Raw genomic sequence first — 24,189 nt, 5'->3', positions numbered from 1 at the left:
CTCGAATGGTTCGAAAGGTGGAATAAAACCGGGCGTTCCAAATTCCAAGGAATCGCCCGGCAGTGGAATCGCAGCAATTGATCCTACCAGTCGCTAAGGACTTGGCCATCATTGCGAGATCCGATGTTTCGCCAAGTGGTGAGATTCACGGAGTCGCTGACGAAGCGAACAGCTCCGTCGGCGAGCAAAACATTGGCCCCACCCGGGTGTCGACTTCGAGCACTCTTGAGAGCCGCGTAGCGAGAGTAGCAGTCGTTGATCGGTGAGTTTGGAGTTCGGAAGTGATGGTATCCGGTGTCATTTACCGAACCGTCTGCCCATTTCTCGCCACGCTTGAAGATCACCGGCGATGAATCACTCAGGCACCAGGAGTCTTCGATCGTCGGAGCCGAGGCGTTCCAGACCGACGCTAAATTTCCATCGGGGGAAGCGTTTGCGGTTCCGCGGGTACTATCGGCCGCACCACTGCCGATTAGAGTCTCCGAGAACGCGGCGGTGTTGGAACTTCCGTCGGTCATGTCACCGATGCGAGTTTGAGAATCGTGATAGAAAACTCCATCGGCGTTCTCGTAGGTTCCGCCATTGGAACCACTACCATTGCAGGCAACATAGTTTGTCGCGCCCCAGTCGTCCACAATTCGTTCGTGGGTGTCACTTGGACAAAGAAAACCAAAAACTCTTGTTGCAACGACACCCGACAACCCCGGTTGAGTGATCACACTCGGTGGCGGGCCGGGAGTAAAAACAAACAAAGGCTGCTTGAGATCGATCGCATTGTAGATATTCGTCTGCTCCAAGTAGGGAGTTAACAGTGCTAGGACCGACCAGCGATAAAAACTCTGTTGGCTCGTGGGAACCGGAGCCTTTTTGTCATCCCGTTGCGACGGAAAATATCCGAATGCACTGTGATGGTTATGCAATGCTAAACCAAGTTGTTTGAGGTTGTTCTTACACTGTGTTCGGCGAGCCGCTTCACGGGCTTGCTGAACGGCAGGCAGCAGTAGAGCAATTAGGATTGCGATGATTGCAATAACCACTAGCAATTCAATCAAAGTGAAACCTGAACGGCGCGGTGCGCGCACGGGTTGCGTAGACAACATGAGAGTGTCTCCAAGAAAGTCGAATCTCGATATTGAAGGACTAGCAAACACACTGGTTGCGATGACTAGTCCACCGAAGCGGGAATCAAATCGAGATCACTCTTGGAGGTGGAGTTTCAGGAATCGTTGCACACTGTGAACAGCCCAAAGACAAGTACCATTTCGCGGTTTGGGCTTTCTCGAACTGTGACTGACTAACGCTCAATGCTAAGCAGTGTGGGTCAGAGTTGAGAACGAGTCCGGTTTCACTAGAGCCGCCACACCCACATTGCTCAAGCGACGGATGAGTTGAAGCTTGATCATCACACGAATCCGTCTGACAACACGTCTGCGGAGCACTCGGTTTCTGACAACAGCTCGATAAGCCTGTCTGGCGCGACGCGGATGAGCGAGTTTGCCCGCTCGATTTTTGGCAGCACTGGCTAGTCTTTTGCGTGTTCGCCGCAGTGGCCCGTGAGCAACAGCATTGTCCAGATTGTTGGAGACCTAGATCGCATTGACAACCGGCCGATGGTGCCGCCCATCCAATGGGAAATCCCACGATACTGACGACGTACAACACCAGCATGGTCAACGCACAGATGTGCGTGAAGCGAGTGTGGGAAATCGCGGTGCGGGGTGTCACGGTGGCAATTCGGCGAGACTATTCGGGAGGTACAGACTCCAACACCTAACTAGGATACGCAGACACAGGCAGAGATCTCAATAGTCTGGGTGGTTCAGTCTCAATTTTCTCACTGTTGGAATCGGAATTTCTCGCAAGGCTCATGCGAATCACTCGTCGATTGATGTCCAACGAGGGAACCAAGTCATCAGCAACTCAGACTCAAATCGTCTATCGTGATGGCCTTCCTCGGCCGGAGAAGATTTTGACTCGGGCGTTGTTATCCGGGCAAATTTGGATTTTACATGAAATTGAAATGCCACAACCGATCTTTGCAAACGGGGTCGCGTCGCGAGACCCGAATCATTTCAAAATTGGCCGGGTTACCGTCTTCGGGAATTTCCACGGCAGTCAAATGGCCGGCTTCCAGGAAGACACCGCTGTCGAGGTTCAAGGTGCCGTTGTGAATTACGGATTTAAAAACCAAGTCTTCATCACGCCATGGACTCGTGTCGGCCACGCAGGTGTGCAAGTACGGTAACGGTGTGTGACCATGGACGATTAGTTCGGGAAAACTGGGACGTTCGCCAAGCCCTTCTCGGGTCCAGAATAGAGCACGGGCATCTTCTTGGAGTTGGGCTTCGACCGCGTCGTGGGCGTTTGCCATCTGAAGAAACTTCGGAAGAATCCCCGAATGCACGAAGAGGCAATTCCGTTCGATGTGATGTGTCTGGCAGCGAGAGAGTAAATCCAGGTGAGACTGGGGCAACTCCCAATTCAGGTCGGTAAATTGGTCGGTCAGGGATTCGAAATGCTCTTGGGGATCGGTGTAACGAAACGCCCAATACTGCGGGTCTTCGGCTCCCTCGATTCCGTAAGACTTGAGAGTGGCCCAAGTTTCGTTGTCTCGAACAAGGAAGCTGACATCAGCACCTTCGAAGACCGATTCGGGGAATTTGGTGAGGTCCACATCCGCACCGACCAAGCGTTGCATCGCCAGCAACATCAGTTCATGATTGCCCAGGAGCAAGATCAGATTGACGCCGCGTTCTTCTAGCTCTACTAACTGATCGTGAACGCCTTGGGAATCTTCCCCCTTGGACGAGAGATCACCGGTCGACAGAAGTGTGTCGCCTGGTTCCAGGTCAATTCTCTTGAGCAGTGCCGCCAATGTCTGGCTACATCCGTGGATGTCACCGACTGCCACCAATCTGTTCATTCCACAATCACCTGCCATCTGTGTTTACGTCAGAACCCTGGATACAATCTCGCGGCCAACCGATGATATCACCGTGCGGCAGCTACGCCTACTCAAGCAACTTGTTCTCAACAATGACTGGTCGCTTTTGCGTTCCCTCAGGGATCGGGTCGTAAAAGTTCACCAGTTTCGATGAGAGACGTTGTTGACATCCGTCACGTGATGTGCAGATCATGCGACGGATTGCTTGGAATCACACGACATCACTGCGGAAAATGAGAATACGGATGCCCAACGAGACACGGATTGTCACCCCTGGACCGACGGATCGGTCGGTTCGCACGCCGAATGGACAGGACCTGCAAGTGCCCGACAGTTGGGAACTGCTCCCGCCTGGGGATGCCGCTCTCACGCGACGCGTGAAGTCGGCCGGTCCCAGTTGGACGGTGCAAGAGAAAAAAGGCCGACGGACGTTTTCCCGTGGGGTTTGGGCACCGGCTGATCGAATTGCGAAAATCCGCGCGGACCTCGACGCCGAGCGTTCGACGGAATCCTATGCCAAACGTCGGGCAGCGGATACGGCTCGTCGGGAAAAGAAACACAAAGAGTACGTGGCTGAGTTCCGAAAAGCCGTTCTTGCCTTCCTCGGTTTTGCCGTCGAGTATGATGATCTGGCCGAGAGGCTTGCGGAAGCGGTAACGAAACACGCGACGCCTGTCGGTAGTGGCACGGTGGCTCGGACTCAGCGAATTCCGATCGAACAGCGGGCGGAATCGGCTGTGATCGCTTGGATGCGACATCAGACCACTGCCTACGACTCTATGAAAATTGCCCGCGTCAAAGGCAAACGTCGAGAAGTTCGCCGTCAACTCGCCGAGAAGTCTCGAAGTCTTCTGGCATCATACCGTCGTGGAGAGCCGGTCGACTCTTCACGTTGTCCGCTGCAATCGGCGCTGGCACCGTCATGTGACCAAGGAGAAACACCATGAAACCATTGACCGTATGGCTTGGTCTGCTTGTGAGTTTGATCATCTGTTTGGGGGCCGGTGGTCTGGGGGCGATCGCAACCACACCCGAGATCGACGGTTGGTACCGGACACTCCAGAAGCCGACTTGGAATCCGCCGGGCTGGGTGTTTGGCCCCGTTTGGACGACCTTGTATGTTCTCATGGCAATCGCTGCGTGGTTGGTTTGGAAGAATCGCGGCTATCGCGCGGCAGCAGTACCATTGATGCTGTTCGGCTTTCAGCTTCTCTTGAACATCGCTTGGTCGTGGATCTTCTTTGCCGCTCACAAACCGGGCTGGGCTTTCGTGGAAATTGTCGTACTTTGGTTGGCAATCACGGCGACGCTGATCAGTTTCTACAGGGAGTCACACCTGGCCAGCGGACTGCTCGTGCCGTACTTGGTCTGGGTAAGTTTCGCCGCTGTGCTCAACTTCGAGATTTGGCGATTGAACGCAACATAACTCAGGGACATTGCTCGTTCGGGTTGTGTTTTGTGACCGCGTGTTGAAGATGGTCTAGATAAGAATTCTGAGTGGCCAATTCGTCTGAGGACCAAGTGCACCATGTGGAAACATCAGCCCCGAGCATTCCTTATGAGCTGTGCAAAGAGCATTCTTCTAATATCGTTTGTTTGCGGATTGCTCACGGCTGAAGCGGATGCCGACGAGACGATTCAACAACAAACGGTCGTTTCGGTTGCGCGAATTTGGGACCGTGCCGAACATAGTGCGTTCACAGATTTGATACTGTTTGATGACGACCTCTACTGTACTTTTCGCGAGGGGTCCGGTCACATTCCCGGGCGTAACGGCACCATTCGGGTGATTCGTTCGCAAGACGGGATGAATTGGGAATCCGTGGGTTTGTTGTCCGAGCAACACGTCGACCTGCGTGACCCGAAACTTTCCGTCGCACCAGATGGACGGCTGATGGTGAATGCTGGCGCGTCGTTCTATCATGGTTCGGAGCGGAAACGCATTGAGTCACGGGTGGCCTTCTTCGACAGCAAGAGTGAACGCTTCGGACCTACGCAGAAAGTGACGATGCCAGATTCCATCATCACCGGTCATGATTGGCTGTGGCGTGTCACTTGGCACGATGGCTGGGCTTGGGGGTGTGTGCAGCAAGTTCCGCCTGGGAAGCCTCGCACGCTTCAGCTCATTCGGAGTCGGGACGGAATTCACTACGACCATGTGTCCACATTGGCGGTGGACTTTCCCAGCGAAACCACTCTGCAGTTTCTACCAGACAATACAATGCTTGCCATGATTCGTCGCGGAGGCAACGATCCGGCGGGTTGGATTGGTCAAGCCAAACCGCCCTACACCGAATGGAATTTCACGCCATCGAACAAACGATTCGGGGGACCGAATCTCGTTCAACTTCCTCAATCCGTTTGGCTAGCCGGCAGTCGCGGTTACGGCAAAAAAGCGACCACGGAACTATGGCAACTCGATTTGGATACGTCCCAATTTGACCATCTCGTGACACTGCCAAGCAGTGGCGATACGAGCTATCCCGGCTTTGTCGTCGATGAGCCGAACAATCGATTGTGGGTGTCCTACTATTCGTCGCATGAGGGCAAAGCCGCAATCTATCTCGCCACGTTGCGGCTCAGTGCGTTACAGAAAACTCAACCCTGAGCCGTTCCATGTTTTCGCGTAAAGCGTCGCCCCAGTGAGTGGAACGTGAGATGAAATAGACTTGTGCGTAGCACACTAGGGATGCTCAATCTGATTGACTCGCAAGTTCGATAAGCAGTTGTTGCAAAGTGGCAGGCTCAGCGGGTTTGACCAAGTGATGATCGAACCCGGCTTCCTTTGTTCGTTGTCGATCTTCCTCCTGTCCCCAGCCCGTTAGGGCAACGAGTATCATGTCACGTCCCCAGTCTTGTTCGCGGATGTGGCGAGCGGCTTCATACCCTGTCATAACTGGCATCCCCAGATCCATAAGGACGACATCGGGGCGAAACGACTCGGCGACTTGAACACCTTGAGATCCGTCATATGCGGTGCGAACATCGTTGCCAATCATCGAGACCACCATGGCCAACATGTCGGCAGCCGCGTGATTGTCGTCAACAACCAGAATGCGGAGCTGCATGACTTTATCCGCGGGTTGGCTGGATGACGGCGGCGACGGATCAGGAGGTATTTCAACACAAACGGGGAGACGCACGGTGAACTCGCTTCCTTGGTCGGCACCGGCACTTTGGACGGTGATATCACCTCCGTGCATCTCCACGAGTTGTTTGACAAGTGTCAGTCCAATTCCAAGACCTTCATAGCTTTTTCCGATGGATTGGTCGATCTGGCTGAACAGCTCAAAAATGCCAGCCTGAAGTTCGATCGGGATGCCGATACCGTTGTCTTTGACCGAAACCAGGACATCGTCTTTCTGCAATTCGACGGAAAGCTCGATGTGTCCCCCTTCCGGCGTGTATTTGGTCGCGTTGTGGAGCAGGTTCGAAAAGACTTGAGCTAATCGGTTTGGGTCGGCGTGGAGAGGTGTCGCCTCCGTAGGCATACTGATCGACAGTTCTTGCCCAGCTTCGTCAATCAGTGGACGAGTAGATTCCACTGCGCTCTGCAACACGTCGGCCAACACGACATCGCACGTTTTCAGCGTCATCTTCCCTCGGCTGATCCGCGAGACGTCAAGCAAGTCGTCAATCAGTCGCACCATCTGCTGAGTCTGCCGCTCCATCATGCTACGCGTGTCTTCCATGATCACAGGATCATCCGCAGCAAGCTTCATGATCTCCAAGCCAGTGCGAATGGGCGCCAATGGATTCCGTAGTTCATGCCCAAGCGTTGCCAGAAACTCAGATTTTCGGCGATTGGCTTCCGAAAGATCGGCGGCGACCCTGCGAAGGTTTTCTTCAAGATGCCTTTGATTGGTTTCGTCCCGCATGACTTTCATGAAGCCAACTAGTTTCCCCACTTCATCATGCAGGGCTGCGGTGATTCCCGTTGCAAAGAACTGTGTCCCATCCTTCCGCTGCATCCACCGATCACTGCGAGCACGTCCGTTTGCCGCCGCGGTGTCCAACTCAATTTGGGGAGCACCGTTTACAATGTCCTCGCGGGTAAAGATGATCGGGCCAATGTCCTGCCCGAGAAATTCGGATTCCGAGAAACCGAGCACCTGCCGAACACCCTCGTTCCACGAAGTGGCACGGCCTTCGGAGTCGGTCATGAAGATCGCATAGTCTTGAACCTGCTCGACCAGCGTGCGAAATCGCTGTTCGTTCTCTCGCAAGGCGGCCTCAGCGTGTTTCCGCTCAGTCAAATCGATGCCCTGAGCAAGAATACCCGTGATTTCGCCGTCCGGACCGTAGAGTGCCTGGTAGACAAAATCCAGAAATCGTTCCTCAGGAGGATCATTGGGTTGCCGCTGCAAAAGGACCGGCATTCCCGTGGCCACAAATGGTTCGCCAGTCTCATAGACTTTATCAAGTGCTTCAAAAAGCCCTTGTCCGGCAATTTCCGGAAGTGCTTTACGGACCGGAATTCCGATCAGTTCGCGATGCCCGACCAGCTGATAGTAGCGGTCGTTTACTCGTTCAAAGACGTGGTCCGGGCCATTCACAACGGCCATAAATGACGGGGCGCGTTGGAACACATCAATCAGACGTTCTCGCTCGGTCTCGACTTCTCTGTGTAATCGTTCGCGTTCTGATTCCGCTTGCTTGCGGTCCGTAATATCGTTGAACAGAACCGCGACATGCCGATCTTCCGGCGACCCGATCCGAGACGCGGCAACTTCGTACCAACGACCAAGTGCTTTCGCTTCGTTGATACAACGGACCGATTCCCCGGTCATCGCCACTCGCCCATAGATTTCATACCAATGAGTTTCATGATTGGGAGCGAACTCTCGCATCCTCTTGCCAACTGCGTTCCGCAACCCTGTGTATTTTTCGAACGCCTGATTGACCTCCAAGAAGCGGTAGTCGTACGGCTCATCGTTATCATCAAAGATCATCTCGATGATACAGAAACCTTCATCGATCGACTCAAACAACGTATGGTACCGTTCTGCGCTGTTACGCAGTGTCGTTTCTGTTTGCTTTCGTTCGGTAATGTCTCGAGTAATTGTTGCGAAGCCCATCGGGCCGCCGTGTTCGTCCACCAGAGCGAAGAGCCCGAAAATGACCCACAAAGGTTGACCCGTCTTGAAGTGCCGAAAGCGAATCTCGACTTCCCCCCGGCCTTCCCGCAAGACCCGTGGGAAAAACTCGTTCAACATCTTCGGCTGGTCATCAGGGAAGAAGAAATCTCGGACCGGCGTTTGCAACGCTTTTTCTCGGCTGTCCAGTCCGACCAGTCGCACGCCAGCTGGATTGATGAAGAACGGCCGGAGTTGCTCGTCACACATGCCGATAAATTCATCGCTGTTTTCCGCCAGCAGGACAAACTGCCGATGCCGTTGTTCGACTTGTTTTTGCTCGCTAATGTCCCGAACTACGCCACTTAAACTGACAGTTTTCCCGGAATGCCCGGGGAACGCACGCCCCTGCTCCATCAACCAAAGAATCGTCCCGTCATCAGGACGGATCACACGGTATTCACTCTTGTATTCCCCGCCCTGGGAAATGACGTCCGTCATGACGTCCCGATGTCGTTTCTGATCATCGGGATGGATGAGATCGAACCATCGCGAACTTGGCAGCGACTCTGCCACGATAGCCAGTCGAAGTGCCTTCGCAGCATTTTCCGTGAACACGATCTGGTCTTCGGAGAGGTCCCATTCCCATGCAACGGCGCGAAAAGCGGCCAACACTGTTTCCAACAGCTCAGAACTCTGCAAATAGTTCTTCCGTCCTAATGAGTCTGCCTCATCGAAGACTCGGTCTCCATCCGTGCTTCCCATGGCTCGCTCTTTTGACACTGAGTCATTGTATCAATGACGTGCCATTCTAAAGTTTATTTATGTAGAAGGCCAGCAAAGCCTTAAGCACCCCGGGCGTCCTTACGACAAGTTCATGCGAATTGGATTCTGGACATCTGTACCTGTGGCGCCATGGCGTAAGTCGATGTTTTGTACGATATCGAACTAACGCCCCCCCGGGCTTGCCCAGGGGTGGCAGACATTTCGATTGATCAACTAGACCCGTACGAAGCCAGTTCGTCCACCTCCGCACCGCCACAGATTCCATCAGTGATGGTGCATGCGTGTGACAATCTGAACGAATACCCGTCAAACAGTTTGGCCAGAAGCCCCCACTGGCTTTTTCAGAAACACTCTTTCGAGTAGACTCCGAGAGTTACAAGACCACCATTTCCAAACCAACATTCGACCCAAATCAATAAACCCCTTGCCCCCGTAGCTCAGCAGGATAGAGCGTCGGTTTCCTAAGTATTTCTACTTAGTCTCTGGTAGGTGCAATTTCGCCTGGAAACCCTATGTTTTTATAAGCATTCGCTGCTTCCCAGGCTCACTAAGATTCGGCGTAAAACGTCGCTTTCTGTCGGCTTATCGGCGTAATTACGCCAGTCCACCAACTAGCCTGTCAGCCATGCCGTCGTCGCATGCCCAGGATGCCCAAAATCGTGCCGAAATTGGCCTCAGGCGTGCATTCCAGCCGATTTCCGCCCCATCGACCTTGCCAGCTTCCTGAGTAGCGTTACACCGTGCGGAGGTCGTCGATGAACGATGCCACGTTGATTCGTCCGGCACGCCCAACTGTCTTCACGATCTGATCAGCAGTTGCATCCGAGACTTCCCGATCCCATTGTCGGAAATCTTCATTGGGAAACTCGTCCTCAAATACCTGTTGGACTCTCCACTCTCCATCTTCAAGGCGTGTCACCATACTGGAATTTAGGAGACAGGTAGCGATGATCGTACTGCGTTTCATTTAGGCACCTTTGAGACTGAGAGACTGTCCACCCAATGGTACCGATGGTCACACATTCGGTCGACACCTGCGCATGAAAAAAACCTCAGGCGTCTAACCTGAGGGTGTCGGATGCTTCGATTCGTCTCGGTCTGTTATGCTTCGACCTTCTCTGCTTGTCGGACTGCCTTCTTACCTGCTGCGGTGATTCGGAACGCCAACACGTCTCGACCGTTGACGTCGTGCATCTCTTCGGTGGCGAGTTTCCGAGAGCAGAGACTGCCATCGTGTTTGGTCCGCATGACCTTAGTCAAGATCGAGTAATAGCCGGTCACCTTCTCAATGTCGCGGTAGGTCATTGCCTCGCCATTGCTCAGAGCCTTCAAGACTCGGAATTGTGCCAGGCTCAGTTCGATCGACTTAGCTTGCTTGCGTTCCATCTTTGGATCTACCTTCTCAGTCTTCTTGCTCTTGGATTGGGTCTTCTTGGTCGTGGTTTTCTTTGGCGTTGACTTGGTGGTGGTCTTCTTAGTCGTTGCTTTCGTCGTCGTGGTCTTCTTGGCGGCCATCTCTCATCTCCTTGGCTGGTGTGTAAGTGTGTTCACTTCAGCCAAATTTATCGTCGACCACGACGACAATAGCAATTCAATTCTTGACGTTTTTCCTGAATTGCCTCAAGTCATATTCAGACTAGGAATTCAGAACGCCATTTACGGTCGGAATTCAGATTCTGCAGCCCAATTGATGATCGGTGGATCAGGATAGTAGTCATCCTCGTCGTTCGGATTTGAGTTGTAGATCAACTCTGGCGACGATGGTGCCGGATTCGACTGTGGACTAGGACTCTGATTGAATGCTGAGTCTTCAGACCAGTTGATCACAGGCGGATCAGGGTAGTAGTCATTCGGATCATCGACGGCATCACACTTGCAGTTTCGGACCGGCGGTTCGGTGATCTGGTTTCGGACAGGCTGCTTCGATCGCTTTTGCTGTTCTCGGAAATTCAGAACGGCTTCGAGCTGGACGATCAGTTCTTGTTCTTGTTGTGGAGTTAAATCGGACATTGCTATGGTTCCTTTACAAATTGGAGTTGGTGTGGTGCGGTGTCGCGTCTTGGATTAGAGTTTGCGGAGTTCGGTCAGGACCGCATTCGCATCGGCTGAGTTCTTCGATCGCTCTGCTGCCTCAAATGCCAGAGTCTGATTCAAAGATTCTTGACGCTTGCGTTCTTCTGCTGTGTCGTCCAAGTAGGCTTGCCGACATTCTTCGGCGACCTTCTTGAGTTCGGCCAAGCGTTCTTTCTCGTCTTCAAGATCAAAGGACAGTTCTAGTCCTGATTTCTTGGCGTACTTGGCCTCTTCGATGAGATGCTGCTTGTAGGACTCGAATTCCCGCTCTGCTTGCTCGGCTCGGAGTCTGATGTAGCGTCGACGCATCTGTTCATCTTCCGGAAAGCTGGCAGGACAAAGTTTGTTGAGTCGAGCACCATCTTCGAAGATGAACCAGTCTCCGTACTCAACGTATCCTGGTCCATGGTCTTTACGCCATGCGTCGAAAAGTGCTTTGGTTGTCGGTTGGTCACCTCGATCAAATGACATTGCTATCCTTCCTGTAGATTCGTAACGGTTTGGTGAAATCTTTTCTGGAGAATGGAGTTCTCTCAACCCTTGCTGTTATCCACGACGACCACCACTAGCCAATCGCATGGCTAGGCGTAGTTCGGCATCATCGTCATCAGGCTCACGAAACATGCGTTGGTCCGCCTCGAATTGCAGGCGTCTCGACTCGAAGTCTTTGGCCCAATATGGCACGTCGTCGTCCGCGTCAACTTCCTGAGGAGCGTATAAATCGATCACGCCAGCCTGACCCTTTCGGATTCGACCAGCTAGATCATTAGCTCCGACCATTGCGTACCCAAACGCAGATGCGAGGTCACCGTGTCCTGTGCCATCTCTAGGACTGACAAGCCGGAAACCATAGCTGCGTTCCTCGACTCGGAGTCGGATGAGATCGCGTTTCAACTCTGGTTCTGGATACAGCCTGAGTCGACGATCGTTAAACGCCTCGATCACAGTTGTAGCGACACGTTGCAGATTCGTACCGGACTGAGTTAGCTCGACCATCGGCAACCGTCTGAGTTCGAGTCTCTGGCTCATATGCGTTGCCTGCCAAGGATCGTACATCACGCTCTCGAAATCATATTTGCTGTGCAGCTTGACGAGTGCGGACTCAACTTGAGAAAGATTGATCTTCTCGCCTCGATTTGGTTTCCAAAGTTGAGTGTAGGCCAATCGGATTTCACCGTGATCGCTGCGAGTCTTGTCCCAACGCTGGCGACCCTTAATCGCGAGAACGCAGATTGCAGAGGCATCGCGAGACACGCCAAGGTCTAAACCTGCGACGTACTGATAGCCGGATTCCTTGGCTGGCATCAGACTGAGATTCTTGTCAAATGCTGCCTCGATGTCGGCTCTACTGAGTGCGTCGCCACCGCCTGAGGTCCATTCGTTGAGCCATAGGCGAGTGAACGCGATGGATGGTAAGAGTCGTTCCTGCTCGGCAAGTAGGTCTTGATTGATCCAGGATGCGACCGGACCATCAAGTCTGGAAAAGTGCCAAGCCGGATCGGTGCGGACCTTCTCTCTGGTTTCCCAAACCCAATCGTCCATCAGACCCGCGTTGGTGATCACGACGAACATACAAGTCGATCGCTTGGCCGATGAGGATAACAGAGAATCCCAGAGGTCACGTTTGGCCCAATGGCAAACCTCGTCGGCAATCACGAAATCGGGAGTCAGACCGTAGCTCGTGGCGGCATCGCTTGAGATGATTTCGAGTTCGGATTTGGTGCCAGTGTTGATGATCCGCGAACTCTGAATCTCGATGAGGCCAGACAGCCAAGGATTGCAGTCTAACAGTCTTGCGATGGCTGTTCGGAGTAACGCTGCTTGGTCCTTGTCACCTGCTGCTGCGATACCTGAGAGTCGCTTTCGAGAGGCGAACAGAGTCCAAGTTGCCATGACAGCCAAGTCGCTGGTCTTAGAATGGCCACGACCGCGTTCCAGCCAAGCACGCTGCGTTGCTTGCTCGACCTTCTGACCTGCTGCACGACGCCAGCCGTTGTCGAGTGCCTGGAAATCGGCTTCCTGCCAATCGTCTAGGCAATCTGCGAGAGGTGCAACGCCATGACGGTCGGTGTCGATCTTGATGGCTCGTCGGAATGCTGCTGGTGATTGTTGGATTTCGCGAAGGTTCATTACATGTCGCCTTTGCCATAGAGGATTTCGATGATGTTGTCTTGCTTGTCGCGGTCGAGATTCAGAGCACGAATGGCTCGGTCTCGACTCTCGGATGCTTTGGCAATCTCTCGCGAGAAATTGAGCTTGTCGGTCGGCTTGAGGCTGTCACCCTCGATCTTGAGCCAACGCAACGCCAACATGCCGTGACGTTCCCACTTCAACGCAGTCTGAATATGGGCAGCGTCGGTGATCGTGACTTCGCCTTTCGCAGCCATGACGATGTCCTCTAGCTTTCGACGAAAGCTGTTCAGCCGATTCTCGATGTAGCCACAGCCAGCCGGTAGCTTGCCTGCATGCAAGCCGTGACGCATGCGGTTTCGGTTGCCTTTCTTGACACCAAGATTGCCACCGTCACGCTTTGGCAAGTTGGTTTTGTTCTTGGTGGTGTCATCCTTGTGGGTGTCACTCATAAGGGTTTCGCCTTCCTGCTTACTTCTGGACTGCCTGATTTCGATCGAATTCCGCCATGCCACGCCCGTCGATCGGCGTAAGCCAACGACTAGGAGCGTGACGATACCCTATATTTCCATAGGTCGAGACGTACTAGAGCAACGGTTGTTAGAACCGTTGACGTCTGGAAAGTTATGTCGTCAGGTAGTCAAGCAGCCAAGCCCATAGAACCATTGGAGAACTCTGAAAGCGAATCCAATTCTGAGTCCGAAAACTCTCTCTGGCTACAATGACTCTCTGCACCTTGGCTGCAATGACTCTCTGACTACAATGACGATGACGCTACGACACATCCGATTCATGATCCGGCATGAAGCTGCGACAAGTCTTCAATGACAACTCGCCTTTAAAGAACTCCATCCTCAGCCTGAGAATTTGCCGAAACGCATCAAACACGTCGTCGCATCTCTGCACATGCTCAGTCGTCTCAAACTCGCCTTCAACTTCAGTTCTCAACTCAAATCCATCGAGGTAGTGCGTCAACTCTATTCTTATCATTTTAGATCATCCAAGTTAGTTTTGATTTGGCACGACTCGCAGCCGTATACGCCCAGCGTTCCCGACTCCAATATGGACACTCGCCTGGCATCACCAACACATGACCGAATTCAGATCCTTGTGCCTTATGACATGTAATGCAGTACGCGAAATCAAATGCTTCATGCTTCCGCGTGAACTCTGGCGACTTAGGATTATTGAATTGCTCAGGGTCGTATTCGACGCCGTGGCAAACTCCGTTCGTTGTCTCAAAGACCATATAGCATGTGTCAGAGTCTACACGCTTGACGACACCTATCATGCCGTTGGCAAGACCACGCTTATGGTTGTTTCGAAGACAGATGACTCGATCTCCAACAATCGGCACGTTGTCTTCGTCTTGAATGTTGTGCAAGAAGTCTCGATAGTGTTGATTCAGAATCACTCGGTCTTTGTTGAACGCGGTGATGACCTGGTCGAAGATTCCCCACGAGTCCGACTTTAGCATTTTGTCGGTTGGCGTTAGATAGACCTTCCGTTGTCTCAGTTTCTCTTGAGACTTCCAATTTCTTGCCTCATTGCCGTCACGCAAAAACCCAGCGAACCTAGCAATCTCGTTGGCGTTTCGGTGAATAGTCTCTAACTTTACTTCCGCGTCTTCCATCAAGTTAAACGAGTCGCCAATTGGCTCCAGTTGTCCATGATCACCAACAAAGATGATCGGTCGACGATACGAGCGTAGATCGTCGTACAGTTTGCGTGTCACCATGGAGGCTTCATCCACAATGAAGATGTCGCCTTCGACGAACTTGGGTGGCTTGCGTCCGAAAATCGTCTCTGTGAGCGGCTTGCCATTCTTGCCTTTCACTTCCTTTCCGTTCTCATCGAGAATTGGCTTTTCATGACATGCATAGATAGCACTATGAATCGTCGTTGCATTCTTAAGACCCTTCTGTCGGAGAACTTCTGCTGCCTTTCCGGTTGGCGTCATAGCCAGTGCTCTTGGAAACTCTTTGGCCACGTATCCGAGTAAGGTCGACTTGCCGGTTCCGGCGAGTCCACCTAGGCGTCGAATCAAAGAAGGATCGTCTACCAAGTAGTCGCGGGCATCCCGTTGTTCAGCGGTCAATGTTGGTAATTTCATGTCATCCTCAGGCGGTTAAAATTTTGCATGTAAAGGGTCGACCCTACTCGACCCGGTTCGTTTGTACCCTGTGAAGGGTCGACCCTGTTGGTTGGTAGGGTCGAGGCCGTCGACCCTGTTGAATTTGCGAATTCCCTAGGCCAAAACGCACAAAACGACCGTAGGGTCGACAGGGTCGACGTTTGTGCAACAACTTTTTGGTGATAGTTCTAGGCCAAGAATGCGGTGGCGAGTCGTCGACCCTGAAAAATGGCAGGGTCGACCCTGTTGCGGAATCATTCCAACTGCTTACGCTTCTTGCTGACCTTCTTGGCCAACTCACCCTGCGGTTGCGTCGATGGTTGGTCACTCGGTTGATGGTTGCGATCGATCAATTGCCAGTAGCGTTTGCCGTCCGACTTTCCATGCTTGGCAATGATGCCGACTTCCCGTAGAGACGGCATGATCCGTTTGAGATGGTTGGTCAACTCAGCAGGTGACTTTGGCCAGTTGTGGACCTTGGTGCCGATGCCGACTTCCAACTTGGATTTCAATTGGGCTGGAGTGAGTTTGACGCTGCCACCATCCGACTCGGCAAGCAGTTTGATCAAGCGATCAAATACCGGCGACGATTCCAGACCGCTACGAACCGCATCCTCTCGGTTGACAGTGTACGCATCCAAAAACGCACCATCCGGCAATCCGAGTCCAGGCTCTGCAGCGGTTGCCCAAATTGCGGCATCGGCCATGCGTGGCCAATCTGTGTCGGACTGCTCTACCTCTGGAAGTCTCTGCAGTGCCACAACGACAGCATCTAACAGAGCACCCAGGATCCTTGGCGATGTTTCGCTGAATCGACGGTTGAATACAGATTCAGGCGTACGGTTCGAGGACGCAATCGGTGGCAACTCAATCACCAACGATCGGTCAAGCAAGTCGGATCGCGTGCCGACATCTGTGATGCCGTTCAGTAGGATCGGTCGACACACATCTATGATCGTCTCGTCGTCATTCGTATAGAGAGACCGTGTGCTGAAACCACCGCCAGTGGCTAGCCGACAGAACGCATCGGATAGTTTGCCACCCACAAACGACACGTTGTCGAAGGACAGCACCCAAGAGTTGTTGGCGGCAATAAATAGATCCTTCTCGCTAGTCGTTTGTGCCCGCGTCGGTGACGTATTTGGATCGATCAAGGATCTTAGGACACGCACGAATGTAGTCTTACCTGATCCCTGTTCCGCACTGAGTTTGACGACCCAATACGGACCATCCGGTCGGAACATGCCAATCAAAGCACCTAAGACTAGAGGCCAATCCTTATCCGCTACGTTCACGAATTGTCGGAGTTCCTGGATCGACCCGCCTGTAGTCGGCTCTGGTAGTTCCAGCATTCCCTTGCGTCGTCGGAATCGGATCGGAGAGTCCTTGCGGATTCGCCAGCCATCACGATCTACCTCCACGACTCGCCATTGCTCATCGCAGAGGTCAATGTAGATACAGTCGCCGTGACCACCGACACGCAACGCAACGTCGTAGGCTTTGCCTTCAAACTTGGCTTTAGCGTCGAAAGTCGCCTGCACAGACCTTACGACGTCGGCTGGAATTGCCTTCCGTTTGGCTCTGTAGTACGTCAGACTCAGAAAATCCTGGAACCGTTTGGAGTCGATTGGCCAGTGCTCGAGGTGCTCTCCATTCCGCACAGATGCGTATGAGGTTTCACCATCGGTGGAATGCCAGCACTCAACGTCCGCAACCATCGCCAGCAATTGCGATGTGGCATCTTTCCCCCCAACTTTGCCACTTTAGGGTCGACCCTACTCGACCCTACTGAGCCTTCCGACGTTTCAACTAGCTGCCGGATGACGTTTTCAGGCAGTTCAGCCGGTTCGAGGTCATCGAGCGACAGACCATCCAGCCAATACCGTTCCATTCCCTCAGGGTGCAGCGATGGCGGCACGGTCGTTAAGCAGCCTTTGCCGTTGCCCAACAGAATGTCGAGCTTGCCGACGGCAAATCCTTTACCCTTTGGCCACTTCGACCGATCCTTACGGAATAGCCGATGCTTGCCGCGACCGGATTGCCAAGTCGGAGTCGGTGGAATCTTGCCACCAAACAGCGATTGCAGGTGTGTCTCTGCTTCTTCAGAGTCGCATTCGATATCCAACCAATCGGTATAGGCAAGATTGATTGCGATTCCCTTAGCCAGACCGCCATCAATGTCGCGTTCGATGTCGACCCAATCGAATCCGTCTTCGAGACCTGCCCACTTGCCGGTCGCCTTCTTGTCGACCGTCATCGGAATGATCGGCACGTTCTTGTCGTACAGAGATTTCGCAGCGTTCTTCAATATGCGTGCTTTGGATATCGGCATTAGAAAAACTCCTTAATATTGGAGCGTTTCTTTCTCCGAGTTCGCTTTGGTGCTGCCTGATGCGTTCGACGTTCTATAAAGGCGTCGAGGTCTTCGGGCATGATTCGCCAAGTCGGACGACCGCCAGCCGATTGGCTGATGTCGATCGCTCGGAGTTCGCCGGATTTGATCCAAGCCGTCACTGTGTGCGGTCTAGTTCCGAGTCGCTCGGCAACTTGAGCAACCGTTAATGCAGATTTGGGAGCACTCATTATGTGTCTCCCTTCTCGTGCCGAAGTGCATTTGCTTCGTCACGCTGTTCGGCAAGTTTGAGCATTTGCCGAAGAATCTGACGTTCGTGGATATTCTCCGCAATCCTTGTTCGAATCTCTTCGACCGTCGGCAGGTCGGCGATTGCTTCTTTGATTCGTGTTTGTAGTTCATTAGTCATGAAAAAACCCCTGAGGACAATTGGCTTCAACGAGGCCAATCATCGTCAGGGGTTTGCGACAAAGCACGGTTCTGTCTGGGACCGAAATTGGGTACTAATCTAGTCGTTCGAGCTCAACCTTCTTCTCAGCTAGGGAGATTACGATTCCGACACCGAAATTGTACTTGTTGAGACGCTGGCGTATCTTCTTGAACTTGCTTTCAATTGCCTCGTCCGAAGGTACATCATTCCAGCCTTTCCGAACTTCTCGAATTTGCCGGAAAGTAGCCTTCGGATGTGTCCAAAGATATTCGACCAGCTCTTTCTGCTGCGGTGTCAGTTTTTCAAGCACTTGGTCTAGTAGCGATGGTGGAGGACCAACGAGTTTCAGACGTTCACGCCGGATCCGCTCTTGGACCTTTGCAACTTCGACCATCGAGATTTTAAGAGCATGTCCACGTTCCGATAGCAGTCGCGTAAACAGTTCGTTCTGTTCTTTCTGGTCGGTGATGTCTTCCAGAGGCTGAGCCAGAATCTCGAGAGCCTCGATGGTGACACCATGAACAGCCTCATGTGCTGACGACCAGACGCCTGGAAACCTTGCATCATTCAGAGCATGCCAGCCGAAACCCTCGAACGTAACCTGTGAGTCAGACAGAATTGCCAACTCTTCAAATCTCGATTCGAGTGCTTCACCGCTTTCCTCAATTCGATATTGGAGAGTCTGCACCGTGCCGTATGCGAGTTCGACGTTATCGAGTTCTGCGTAGCGAGCAATACTGGCCACAGAGTTAATCCAGTATTCCGCACGTTGAGATGCAGTAAGAAAGTCGCTCATTAGAATATCCTTCGGAGCAAAGAAACAGACTGGCCATGCCGAATCGGAGAAGGATCATCCAATCCGGCATGGCCAACACTAGGAGCTACCTAGCTATCTGCTTGTCGAGGTTGTCCCTTCCACGAATCGACAGGAACTGGAAGAGACGAGATGGCCAATTATTGTGGACCCAACAAGCCCTACGGTTTTATCCCGCAAACAGCTTGAGGATCGGCGGTTCATTGTCATTGGTGTCGTCCGGCAAATCACCCGCCTGGGGTGATTCCTTGCCAGGATCGTCTGTCGGCTTGGAGTCCTTGTCAGGCGGAAACAGCCATTGCCGAACGTGATCGGTGACGGCTCGGAGTCGGCTCGTTGCGATATCCTCTCTGTAAATCGCACCCATCGAGGCGTCGACATGGCCCATAATTAGATTCGTCGCCACAGGGTCTTTGGCGGCATCGGCCACAGTTCGGAACGTATGTCGGAGTGCGTAGAATCCGACTCCCTTACGTTTGATGCCAAGCCGTTTAAGAACCTTATCCAACTCTTGACCAATCGCATCCTTTGGTGAGCCATTTTTGGAGACCTTCACGAATGCAGCACCTCTGACCGTCAGGAATAGTAGACCTTTGTTGTCTGCACTCTTCGCGGTCGGTCGATTCGGAATCCATTCTTTGATTGCGGCAATCGTCTCAGGCCACAGCGGACAAATCCGGTCGGCTTCCGTCTTCGGTCTCGGATAGTCGATCAATCCGGCTTCCAGGTCCACGTACTGCATCGGCAACCGAGACAGGTCGGTGGGTCCGAATCCACAATTGACCGCCAGCAAGACCATCGTGCGGAGTGGCTGTTTGGCGTTGTCCAAGATCAGTCGGAGTTCGTCCGCATCAAACATCCGCAAGCCATGTTCGTCTTTGGCCTGCCGACGTTCACGCCGAACCTGTTTCAACTCTGGCTTGTCGAACTTGGAGCCATACTGCACCTCTCGGTCGACCAAGCCATTGACATACGCATATCGAAAGACAGATCGACAGCGTTGCATCTCGTTTCGGAGTGACACAGCTTTCCGAGTCTCAGCCAATGCCGATCGCAGCTTACCGAAATCGTCAGGTGTCAGATCGGAGACGGGTCGACCCTTGCCGAAACACTTGATGATGTTGGCACACGTCGCGTGCAGTCCCTGAAACGTTCTTGGACTGATCTCGCCACGGTCTCGGCGTTCTTCGTGATGCGTGAGGAAGTGATTACAGAGATGGCCAACCGTCAACGTATCTGGATCATGCTTGCGAGGCTGACGACCAGCGATTAGATCGTCCTTCTGCTCCAGCCACATTTCCAGAGCAGTCACACCCTTTGGATCGTCTGTCCACTTCGTGAAGTAGACCGTCTTGCCTCTGACCTTCTTGGCCCACTTTCCCACGCCATGAGCATAGAGCGGAAAGTCTGGCCTTGGCTTAGCGGGTTTCTTTGAACGGTTACGCTTGTTAGAATTCGCCATTGTCTCACCTTCGTTCTGAAAAGGTAGGTGGGATCGAGGCTCGTCGGCTGCAACCGGCGAGTCTCATTTACGCCCCAAATTGGGCACACGTCAATTATGACGGGCACAAACGGGCGTAACAATGGGCGTAAGGTGTTAAAGCAGGCTGAACGAAAACTTGCCGTAAGTTGTAGTGCTGCTATAACTTGCCCTCGTAGCTCAGCAGGATAGAGCGTCGGTTTCCTAAACCGAAGGTCGTGGGTTCGAATCCCGCCGGGGGTACTCAAAGAGATGGCTCGAAAGCCATCTCTTGTCATTCTCAACTGTATTTGGACTTGATTTTGTACTTTGTGACTGCAAGTTGATGTCGGGCGATCGAGTATTCAGCCCGCGCAGCGTTGTCCTTGTGTGCCCTCGCATGATGCGTTGTCAGACGCTCAAGATCAAAAGACCCCTGCGTCAAGTACGCCAGTTCGTTTTGATGAAAACTGGCCATCGCCGCAAGCATCAGTACGGCGACGCCCTCTTCTACCAGAGCATTCCCAGCACTATCTATTCCGAGTTCAACGCCATATCGAACGATCGTTTCCCCTTGCTTTGGGAGAATTGGTCTCGCAAGGCCGTGTCTTGGAGCTTCACTCACCCAGATAGCAATAAGACTGGAAGATACTCTCCCAAAGAACGCAGCGGACTGTCTTCTGAGTTCGACAAGCTGTAAGACGGTTCCTACTATTCGTTCGTGGCGAACTAGGTTGGAAACCGAAGACTGGTGATCGCTGTTCGGTTTCGATGAACTCGACTCTTAAGGAATTGCTGTAGCGACTGCGTCACAAAAAGTGACTAGGACCTGACGGCTCCGCTTTCAATCAAGTACCTGCTTGGAGATCTACAGATCCCGAACGATGGCCGGTAGTGTGGTCAAACGCAGGTTTTGAAGTCACTTGGTCAAAAAGGTCACCTGCACACTTGCTGATATGCATTCGTTTCACATGCAGCAACGTCGGGTATTGATGAAACTGGGAGGCGGAGTTAAAGGCCTCATTGATCAGGACGCGATCATACTCTGCACCCTACCCCACTTACCCTGACTCCCAAGCGGCGGTGCATCGGTTATCGTCATTCTGAACGGAAAACCAAGGCACTGAGTGGGAACCGGAAGCCATTCAAGCACTTTCTCGACACAACGAATGGAGACGAAAATACAAGCATGACACAAAAAAGGCCGCCAACGGTTCTGTTGACGGCTTCATACATAAGCGGAGAGGGGGGGGATTCGTTTTTGGCGTTTCCCCAACTCTCAGCTAGAACACCACTTATGGTCATAAGTCTGGGTTTCGCTGGAGTTTGCGGCTAGTCGTTTGTGGTCAGCTGCGTTCAAGGTTTCTCACGATTGACTACATATTTTGGCACAGTGTGCCAAGCCCGATTGCTGTCTTCTCCTTTGGAGAAGAGCGATGGCGAATGCAAAGAACCCTGGTGGCAAACGACCGCATGGAATGCCCACAACGCAGTCCATCCACGACTGCGTTATCGTCTGGCTGAAATATGCGGAAGAACATTGTCCTGAATTGGTCCCGCTATTGGATGCCGATCCGGACGAGCGAATCGAGGCCATGGTCGAGGATTTTGAAGACCGGTATCTCGGAGGATCGGGAACGATTCGCTTTCCGATTCCACCAAAGGCCACGGGCGGCGTTTATCTCCGCTACTCCGATCCGAACTCAAATCCGAGGTCGCTCCCACAGCAGCTTGGGATCTGTCTGGAGCGTGTCGTCCGCGACGGCGTGATGATGCCTTGGCCGCATGTTTTCGCGGACGGTGCGATCACCGGGAAAATCGCTGCCCGAACCGGGTATCGACAAATGAAACAGGCAATCGAGAAGCGAGTTTGCTGCCGGCTGTACGTGGACGACTCCGCTCGGCTTGGCCGCGATCAGGCGGAAGCCCACCTCTTCAAGCGGCTTCTCGACGCCTCCGGCTGCGTGCTGATCACAATCGGCAACGGGATCGACACCAGCCAGCAGAGCGCCGCACTGCACTATGCCATCTCCGCCGCGATCGACGAGCAAGAGAGTCGGAATAAATCTCACCGCGTCAAGCGAGGAATGCGGGATGCCTTCCTGCAAGACCGCATCGTCAACGGCCCCTGCCTCGGCCAACGGGACGTGCCGCTACTCGACGCCAACGGTGAAGTTGTCATCAACCACAAAGGGCGGGTTGAGAAGCAGCGTGTGATCGACGATGCTGCCGCCAAAATCGTGCGTGAAATTTTTGACCGCTTCGCCGTCAAGAGGGAGGATCGAACTGCAATCATTGCCGACCTCAATGCTCGCAACGTAGAAGGCGGCAACTGGGACGACACGCGCCTCCGGCAACTGCTCAAGCGGCCGGTCTATAAAGGCATTGAGTATTGGGGCATGACCTCGCAGGTTCGTGACCCGGAAACGGGGAAGGTGACCGTGGTCGAACATCCGCCCGAAGAATGGCTGAGCCGGGATGTTTCTCACCTTCGGCTTGTTTCGGACGAGGTCTGGGAAGCTGCCCAAGTTCGCTTGGCGGAGTCCAAATCGGCCTTCGATTCGACTCGAAAGAACGTCCAGTCGGGCGAACGGCAGAGGGCCGTTCCAAAGCGACTGTTCCATCTGACCTGCGGTTGCTGCGGAAAACCACTCTACTTAGGTCGTAGTGGAAAATACGCCTCTCTCTGCTGCCTCAACGGTCGGGACGGCAAGAAGGGCTGTACCTTCAAAGGCTATAAACGGCTCAGCCATGTCGAGAACTCACTGTTGGATCACCTGCGATCAGAGATTTTCACGAAGGAATTTCTTGAACGTCTTCTTGTCGAGGCAAACCGGATTTTGGACGAGATTCCCGAATCTGACGATGTGGAACTTCAGACCGTGAAAGCGAGAATTTGTGAGACTGAAGAACGCTTGGCCGAATTGCGGCGACACCTAACATCCGGTGAGATCGGCGACATTGGAACCATGGTAACCGTGGTCCGTGAGGTCGAGGACACGCTCTCAAGACTTCGGGATCGTGAGCGGGAACTTTCGGTGAAATGGAATGATGATCCCCTTCCAATGACCGAGGAGTTCATCACTGAAACGCTCGACGACCTGCACGGCCTACTTTCTAAAGAAGTAGAAGCCGCAGCTCCAATCTTGCAAAAGATGCTTGGCGAGATCATCGTCGAGCAACGCGAAGTTAAGGGCTCCAAAAAGCCGCAATGGTTTGCGAAATTCGCGCTCAACGGTAATGCAATCGTTTCACATCTAACGCGTCCGAAGGATTGTCCAAATAGCGAATGTTGGGAACTCCCAATATCCGCTGTTTGGACAATCGGCGAGAAGCACGAAGTCTGGCTGCGGGAAGTGCCGAAATACGAGCAGATTTCTGGACGAGCCCTCGCCTACAAGCTCGAAGGACGCAGCACGCAGTGGATTTCGGAAGAGTTGGGAGTCATTTGGAAGTTGGCGGATGACGCCATCCGCTTTGCTGAAACGGGCGGACGTCCCGAGCCTGAAAAACCGAGAAAGAGGCGGCCGCGACAGAAGGGTTCCAAGCCAGAACCGAAATATAAATCTCATGCTGCGGAAGTCGTGCGGTTGCGGGATGAGAAACAGTGGCCGTTTCCACGGATCGCCCGGCACCTCAAGATCCATGAGTCAACAGCGACTCGGGCTTACGACTTCGGCACCCATAGGCGGACGCGGTCCGTTGCAGTAAAGCGGAATCGCGGTCGCTGGCAACATCTCAATCCTGACGAGGTCGCTAAAGCCGTCTCGATGCTGGCGGCCGGCACGAGCGTTTCCGAGATTGCCGAACAGACATCTCTTTCGGCTTCGACAATTTATCGGCTGCGGCGGAAGCAACATTCTTCTCGCGACCGGTCTGAATTCCCCGACAACACTCCAATAACCGTGTAATCTCGACCACTCGTTCCACACAAGACAAGAAGTTAAAGACGAACAGCTAAGGCATAGTTGCAGCTGACGCATTCAACACT

21 protein-coding genes and 1 tRNA gene are annotated in these 24,189 nt (G+C 53.1%); 6 read left to right on the top strand and 16 right to left on the bottom strand.

All coding sequences use genetic code 11. The annotated features are described in order from the left end of the window. Nucleotides 1-83: 83 nt before the first annotated feature. Nucleotides 84-1,037 carry a DUF1559 domain-containing protein gene (locus G6R38_RS02130; RefSeq protein ID WP_240928031.1) on the bottom strand — a complete coding sequence of 318 codons (954 nt, stop codon included), beginning with the start codon at nucleotides 1,035-1,037 and terminating at the stop codon, nucleotides 84-86. Nucleotides 1,038-1,627: 590 nt separating this feature from the next. On the opposite strand from G6R38_RS02130, the gene G6R38_RS27785 reads away from it, so the two are divergent. Next, nucleotides 1,628-1,774 (top strand): hypothetical protein, encoded by a 147-nt coding sequence (locus tag G6R38_RS27785; RefSeq protein ID WP_206028429.1) that lies wholly within the window; start codon nucleotides 1,628-1,630, stop codon nucleotides 1,772-1,774. 231 nt (nucleotides 1,775-2,005) lie between these two features. On the opposite strand, the gene G6R38_RS02125 is transcribed toward G6R38_RS27785, so the two are convergent. Beyond that, nucleotides 2,006-2,923 (bottom strand): metallophosphoesterase, encoded by a 918-nt coding sequence (locus G6R38_RS02125; protein WP_166820029.1) that lies wholly within the window; start codon nucleotides 2,921-2,923, stop codon nucleotides 2,006-2,008. 266 nt (nucleotides 2,924-3,189) lie between these two features. Between G6R38_RS02125 and G6R38_RS02120 the strand changes: the two genes are divergently transcribed. From G6R38_RS02120 to G6R38_RS02110, 3 genes are all read left to right on the top strand, one after another. Continuing rightward, nucleotides 3,190-3,891: a DUF2293 domain-containing protein gene (locus tag G6R38_RS02120; protein ID WP_166820028.1), complete on the top strand. Its 702-nt coding sequence runs from the start codon at nucleotides 3,190-3,192 to the stop codon at nucleotides 3,889-3,891. Next, nucleotides 3,888-4,370 (top strand): TspO/MBR family protein, encoded by a 483-nt coding sequence (locus tag G6R38_RS02115; protein ID WP_166820027.1) that lies wholly within the window; start codon nucleotides 3,888-3,890, stop codon nucleotides 4,368-4,370. The genes G6R38_RS02120 and G6R38_RS02115 overlap by 4 nt, the downstream gene beginning before the upstream one ends. 132 nt (nucleotides 4,371-4,502) lie before the next feature. After that, complete coding sequence (locus G6R38_RS02110) at nucleotides 4,503-5,552, top strand: exo-alpha-sialidase (protein ID WP_166820026.1); 1,050 nt, start codon at nucleotides 4,503-4,505, stop codon at nucleotides 5,550-5,552. 85 nt (nucleotides 5,553-5,637) lie between these two features. On the opposite strand, the gene G6R38_RS02105 is transcribed toward G6R38_RS02110, so the two are convergent. From G6R38_RS02105 to G6R38_RS02040, 14 genes are all read right to left on the bottom strand, one after another. Further along, complete coding sequence (locus G6R38_RS02105) at nucleotides 5,638-8,784, bottom strand: PAS domain S-box protein (protein WP_166820025.1); 3,147 nt, start codon at nucleotides 8,782-8,784, stop codon at nucleotides 5,638-5,640. Between the two features lie 754 nt (nucleotides 8,785-9,538). Beyond that, nucleotides 9,539-9,772, bottom strand: coding sequence for a hypothetical protein (locus tag G6R38_RS02100; protein ID WP_166820024.1), 234 nt, complete (start codon nucleotides 9,770-9,772; stop codon nucleotides 9,539-9,541). 134 nt (nucleotides 9,773-9,906) lie between these two features. Continuing rightward, on the bottom strand, nucleotides 9,907-10,320 hold the full coding sequence (locus G6R38_RS02095) for a MarR family winged helix-turn-helix transcriptional regulator (RefSeq protein WP_166820023.1): 414 nt from the start codon (nucleotides 10,318-10,320) through the stop codon (nucleotides 9,907-9,909). 141 nt (nucleotides 10,321-10,461) lie between these two features. Continuing rightward, the gene (locus G6R38_RS02090; RefSeq protein ID WP_166820022.1) at nucleotides 10,462-10,815 is read right to left on the bottom strand and encodes a hypothetical protein; all 354 of its coding nucleotides are present in this window, start codon (nucleotides 10,813-10,815) and stop codon (nucleotides 10,462-10,464) included. A gap of 54 nt (nucleotides 10,816-10,869) precedes the next feature. Further along, a complete protein-coding gene (locus G6R38_RS02085; RefSeq protein ID WP_166820021.1) occupies nucleotides 10,870-11,349 on the bottom strand; it encodes a hypothetical protein in 480 nt (159 codons plus the stop codon). Between the two features lie 75 nt (nucleotides 11,350-11,424). Next, nucleotides 11,425-13,008 carry a terminase large subunit domain-containing protein gene (locus tag G6R38_RS02080; RefSeq protein WP_166820020.1) on the bottom strand — a complete coding sequence of 528 codons (1,584 nt, stop codon included), beginning with the start codon at nucleotides 13,006-13,008 and terminating at the stop codon, nucleotides 11,425-11,427. Further along, nucleotides 13,008-13,460 (bottom strand): hypothetical protein, encoded by a 453-nt coding sequence (locus G6R38_RS02075; protein ID WP_166820019.1) that lies wholly within the window; start codon nucleotides 13,458-13,460, stop codon nucleotides 13,008-13,010. Before G6R38_RS02075 ends, G6R38_RS02080 begins: the two co-directional genes overlap by 1 nt. A gap of 539 nt (nucleotides 13,461-13,999) precedes the next feature. Beyond that, the gene (locus G6R38_RS02070) at nucleotides 14,000-15,121 is read right to left on the bottom strand and encodes an ATP-dependent DNA helicase (protein WP_166820018.1); all 1,122 of its coding nucleotides are present in this window, start codon (nucleotides 15,119-15,121) and stop codon (nucleotides 14,000-14,002) included. 275 nt (nucleotides 15,122-15,396) lie between these two features. Then, complete coding sequence (locus G6R38_RS02065; protein WP_166820017.1) at nucleotides 15,397-16,683, bottom strand: hypothetical protein; 1,287 nt, start codon at nucleotides 16,681-16,683, stop codon at nucleotides 15,397-15,399. Nucleotides 16,684-16,739: 56 nt separating this feature from the next. After that, nucleotides 16,740-17,474, bottom strand: a complete 735-nt coding sequence (locus G6R38_RS02060) for a bifunctional DNA primase/polymerase (RefSeq protein ID WP_166820016.1) — start codon at nucleotides 17,472-17,474, stop codon at nucleotides 16,740-16,742. Then, nucleotides 17,474-17,725 (bottom strand): helix-turn-helix domain-containing protein, encoded by a 252-nt coding sequence (locus G6R38_RS02055; protein ID WP_166820015.1) that lies wholly within the window; start codon nucleotides 17,723-17,725, stop codon nucleotides 17,474-17,476. Before G6R38_RS02055 ends, G6R38_RS02060 begins: the two co-directional genes overlap by 1 nt. After that, a complete protein-coding gene (locus G6R38_RS02050; protein ID WP_166820014.1) occupies nucleotides 17,725-17,904 on the bottom strand; it encodes a hypothetical protein in 180 nt (59 codons plus the stop codon). Before G6R38_RS02050 ends, G6R38_RS02055 begins: the two co-directional genes overlap by 1 nt. 94 nt (nucleotides 17,905-17,998) lie before the next feature. Next, a complete protein-coding gene (locus G6R38_RS02045) occupies nucleotides 17,999-18,721 on the bottom strand; it encodes a hypothetical protein (protein WP_166820013.1) in 723 nt (240 codons plus the stop codon). A gap of 187 nt (nucleotides 18,722-18,908) precedes the next feature. Then, a complete protein-coding gene (locus G6R38_RS02040) occupies nucleotides 18,909-20,201 on the bottom strand; it encodes a site-specific integrase (RefSeq protein ID WP_166820012.1) in 1,293 nt (430 codons plus the stop codon). A 187-nt stretch (nucleotides 20,202-20,388) separates the two neighbouring features. On the opposite strand from G6R38_RS02040, the gene G6R38_RS02035 reads away from it, so the two are divergent. After that, nucleotides 20,389-20,462, top strand: a tRNA-Arg gene (locus G6R38_RS02035). Nucleotides 20,463-21,634: 1,172 nt separating this feature from the next. Then, nucleotides 21,635-24,109 carry a recombinase family protein gene (locus G6R38_RS02030; protein ID WP_166820011.1) on the top strand — a complete coding sequence of 825 codons (2,475 nt, stop codon included), beginning with the start codon at nucleotides 21,635-21,637 and terminating at the stop codon, nucleotides 24,107-24,109. Nucleotides 24,110-24,189: the final 80 nt, after the last annotated feature.

This window comes from Thalassoroseus pseudoceratinae (assembly GCF_011634775.1).
Lineage (GTDB): Bacteria > Planctomycetota > Planctomycetia > Planctomycetales > Planctomycetaceae > Thalassoroseus > Thalassoroseus pseudoceratinae.
The sequence above is the reverse complement of the archived record's forward strand: the minus strand, read 5'-3'. Positions and strand labels throughout refer to the sequence as shown.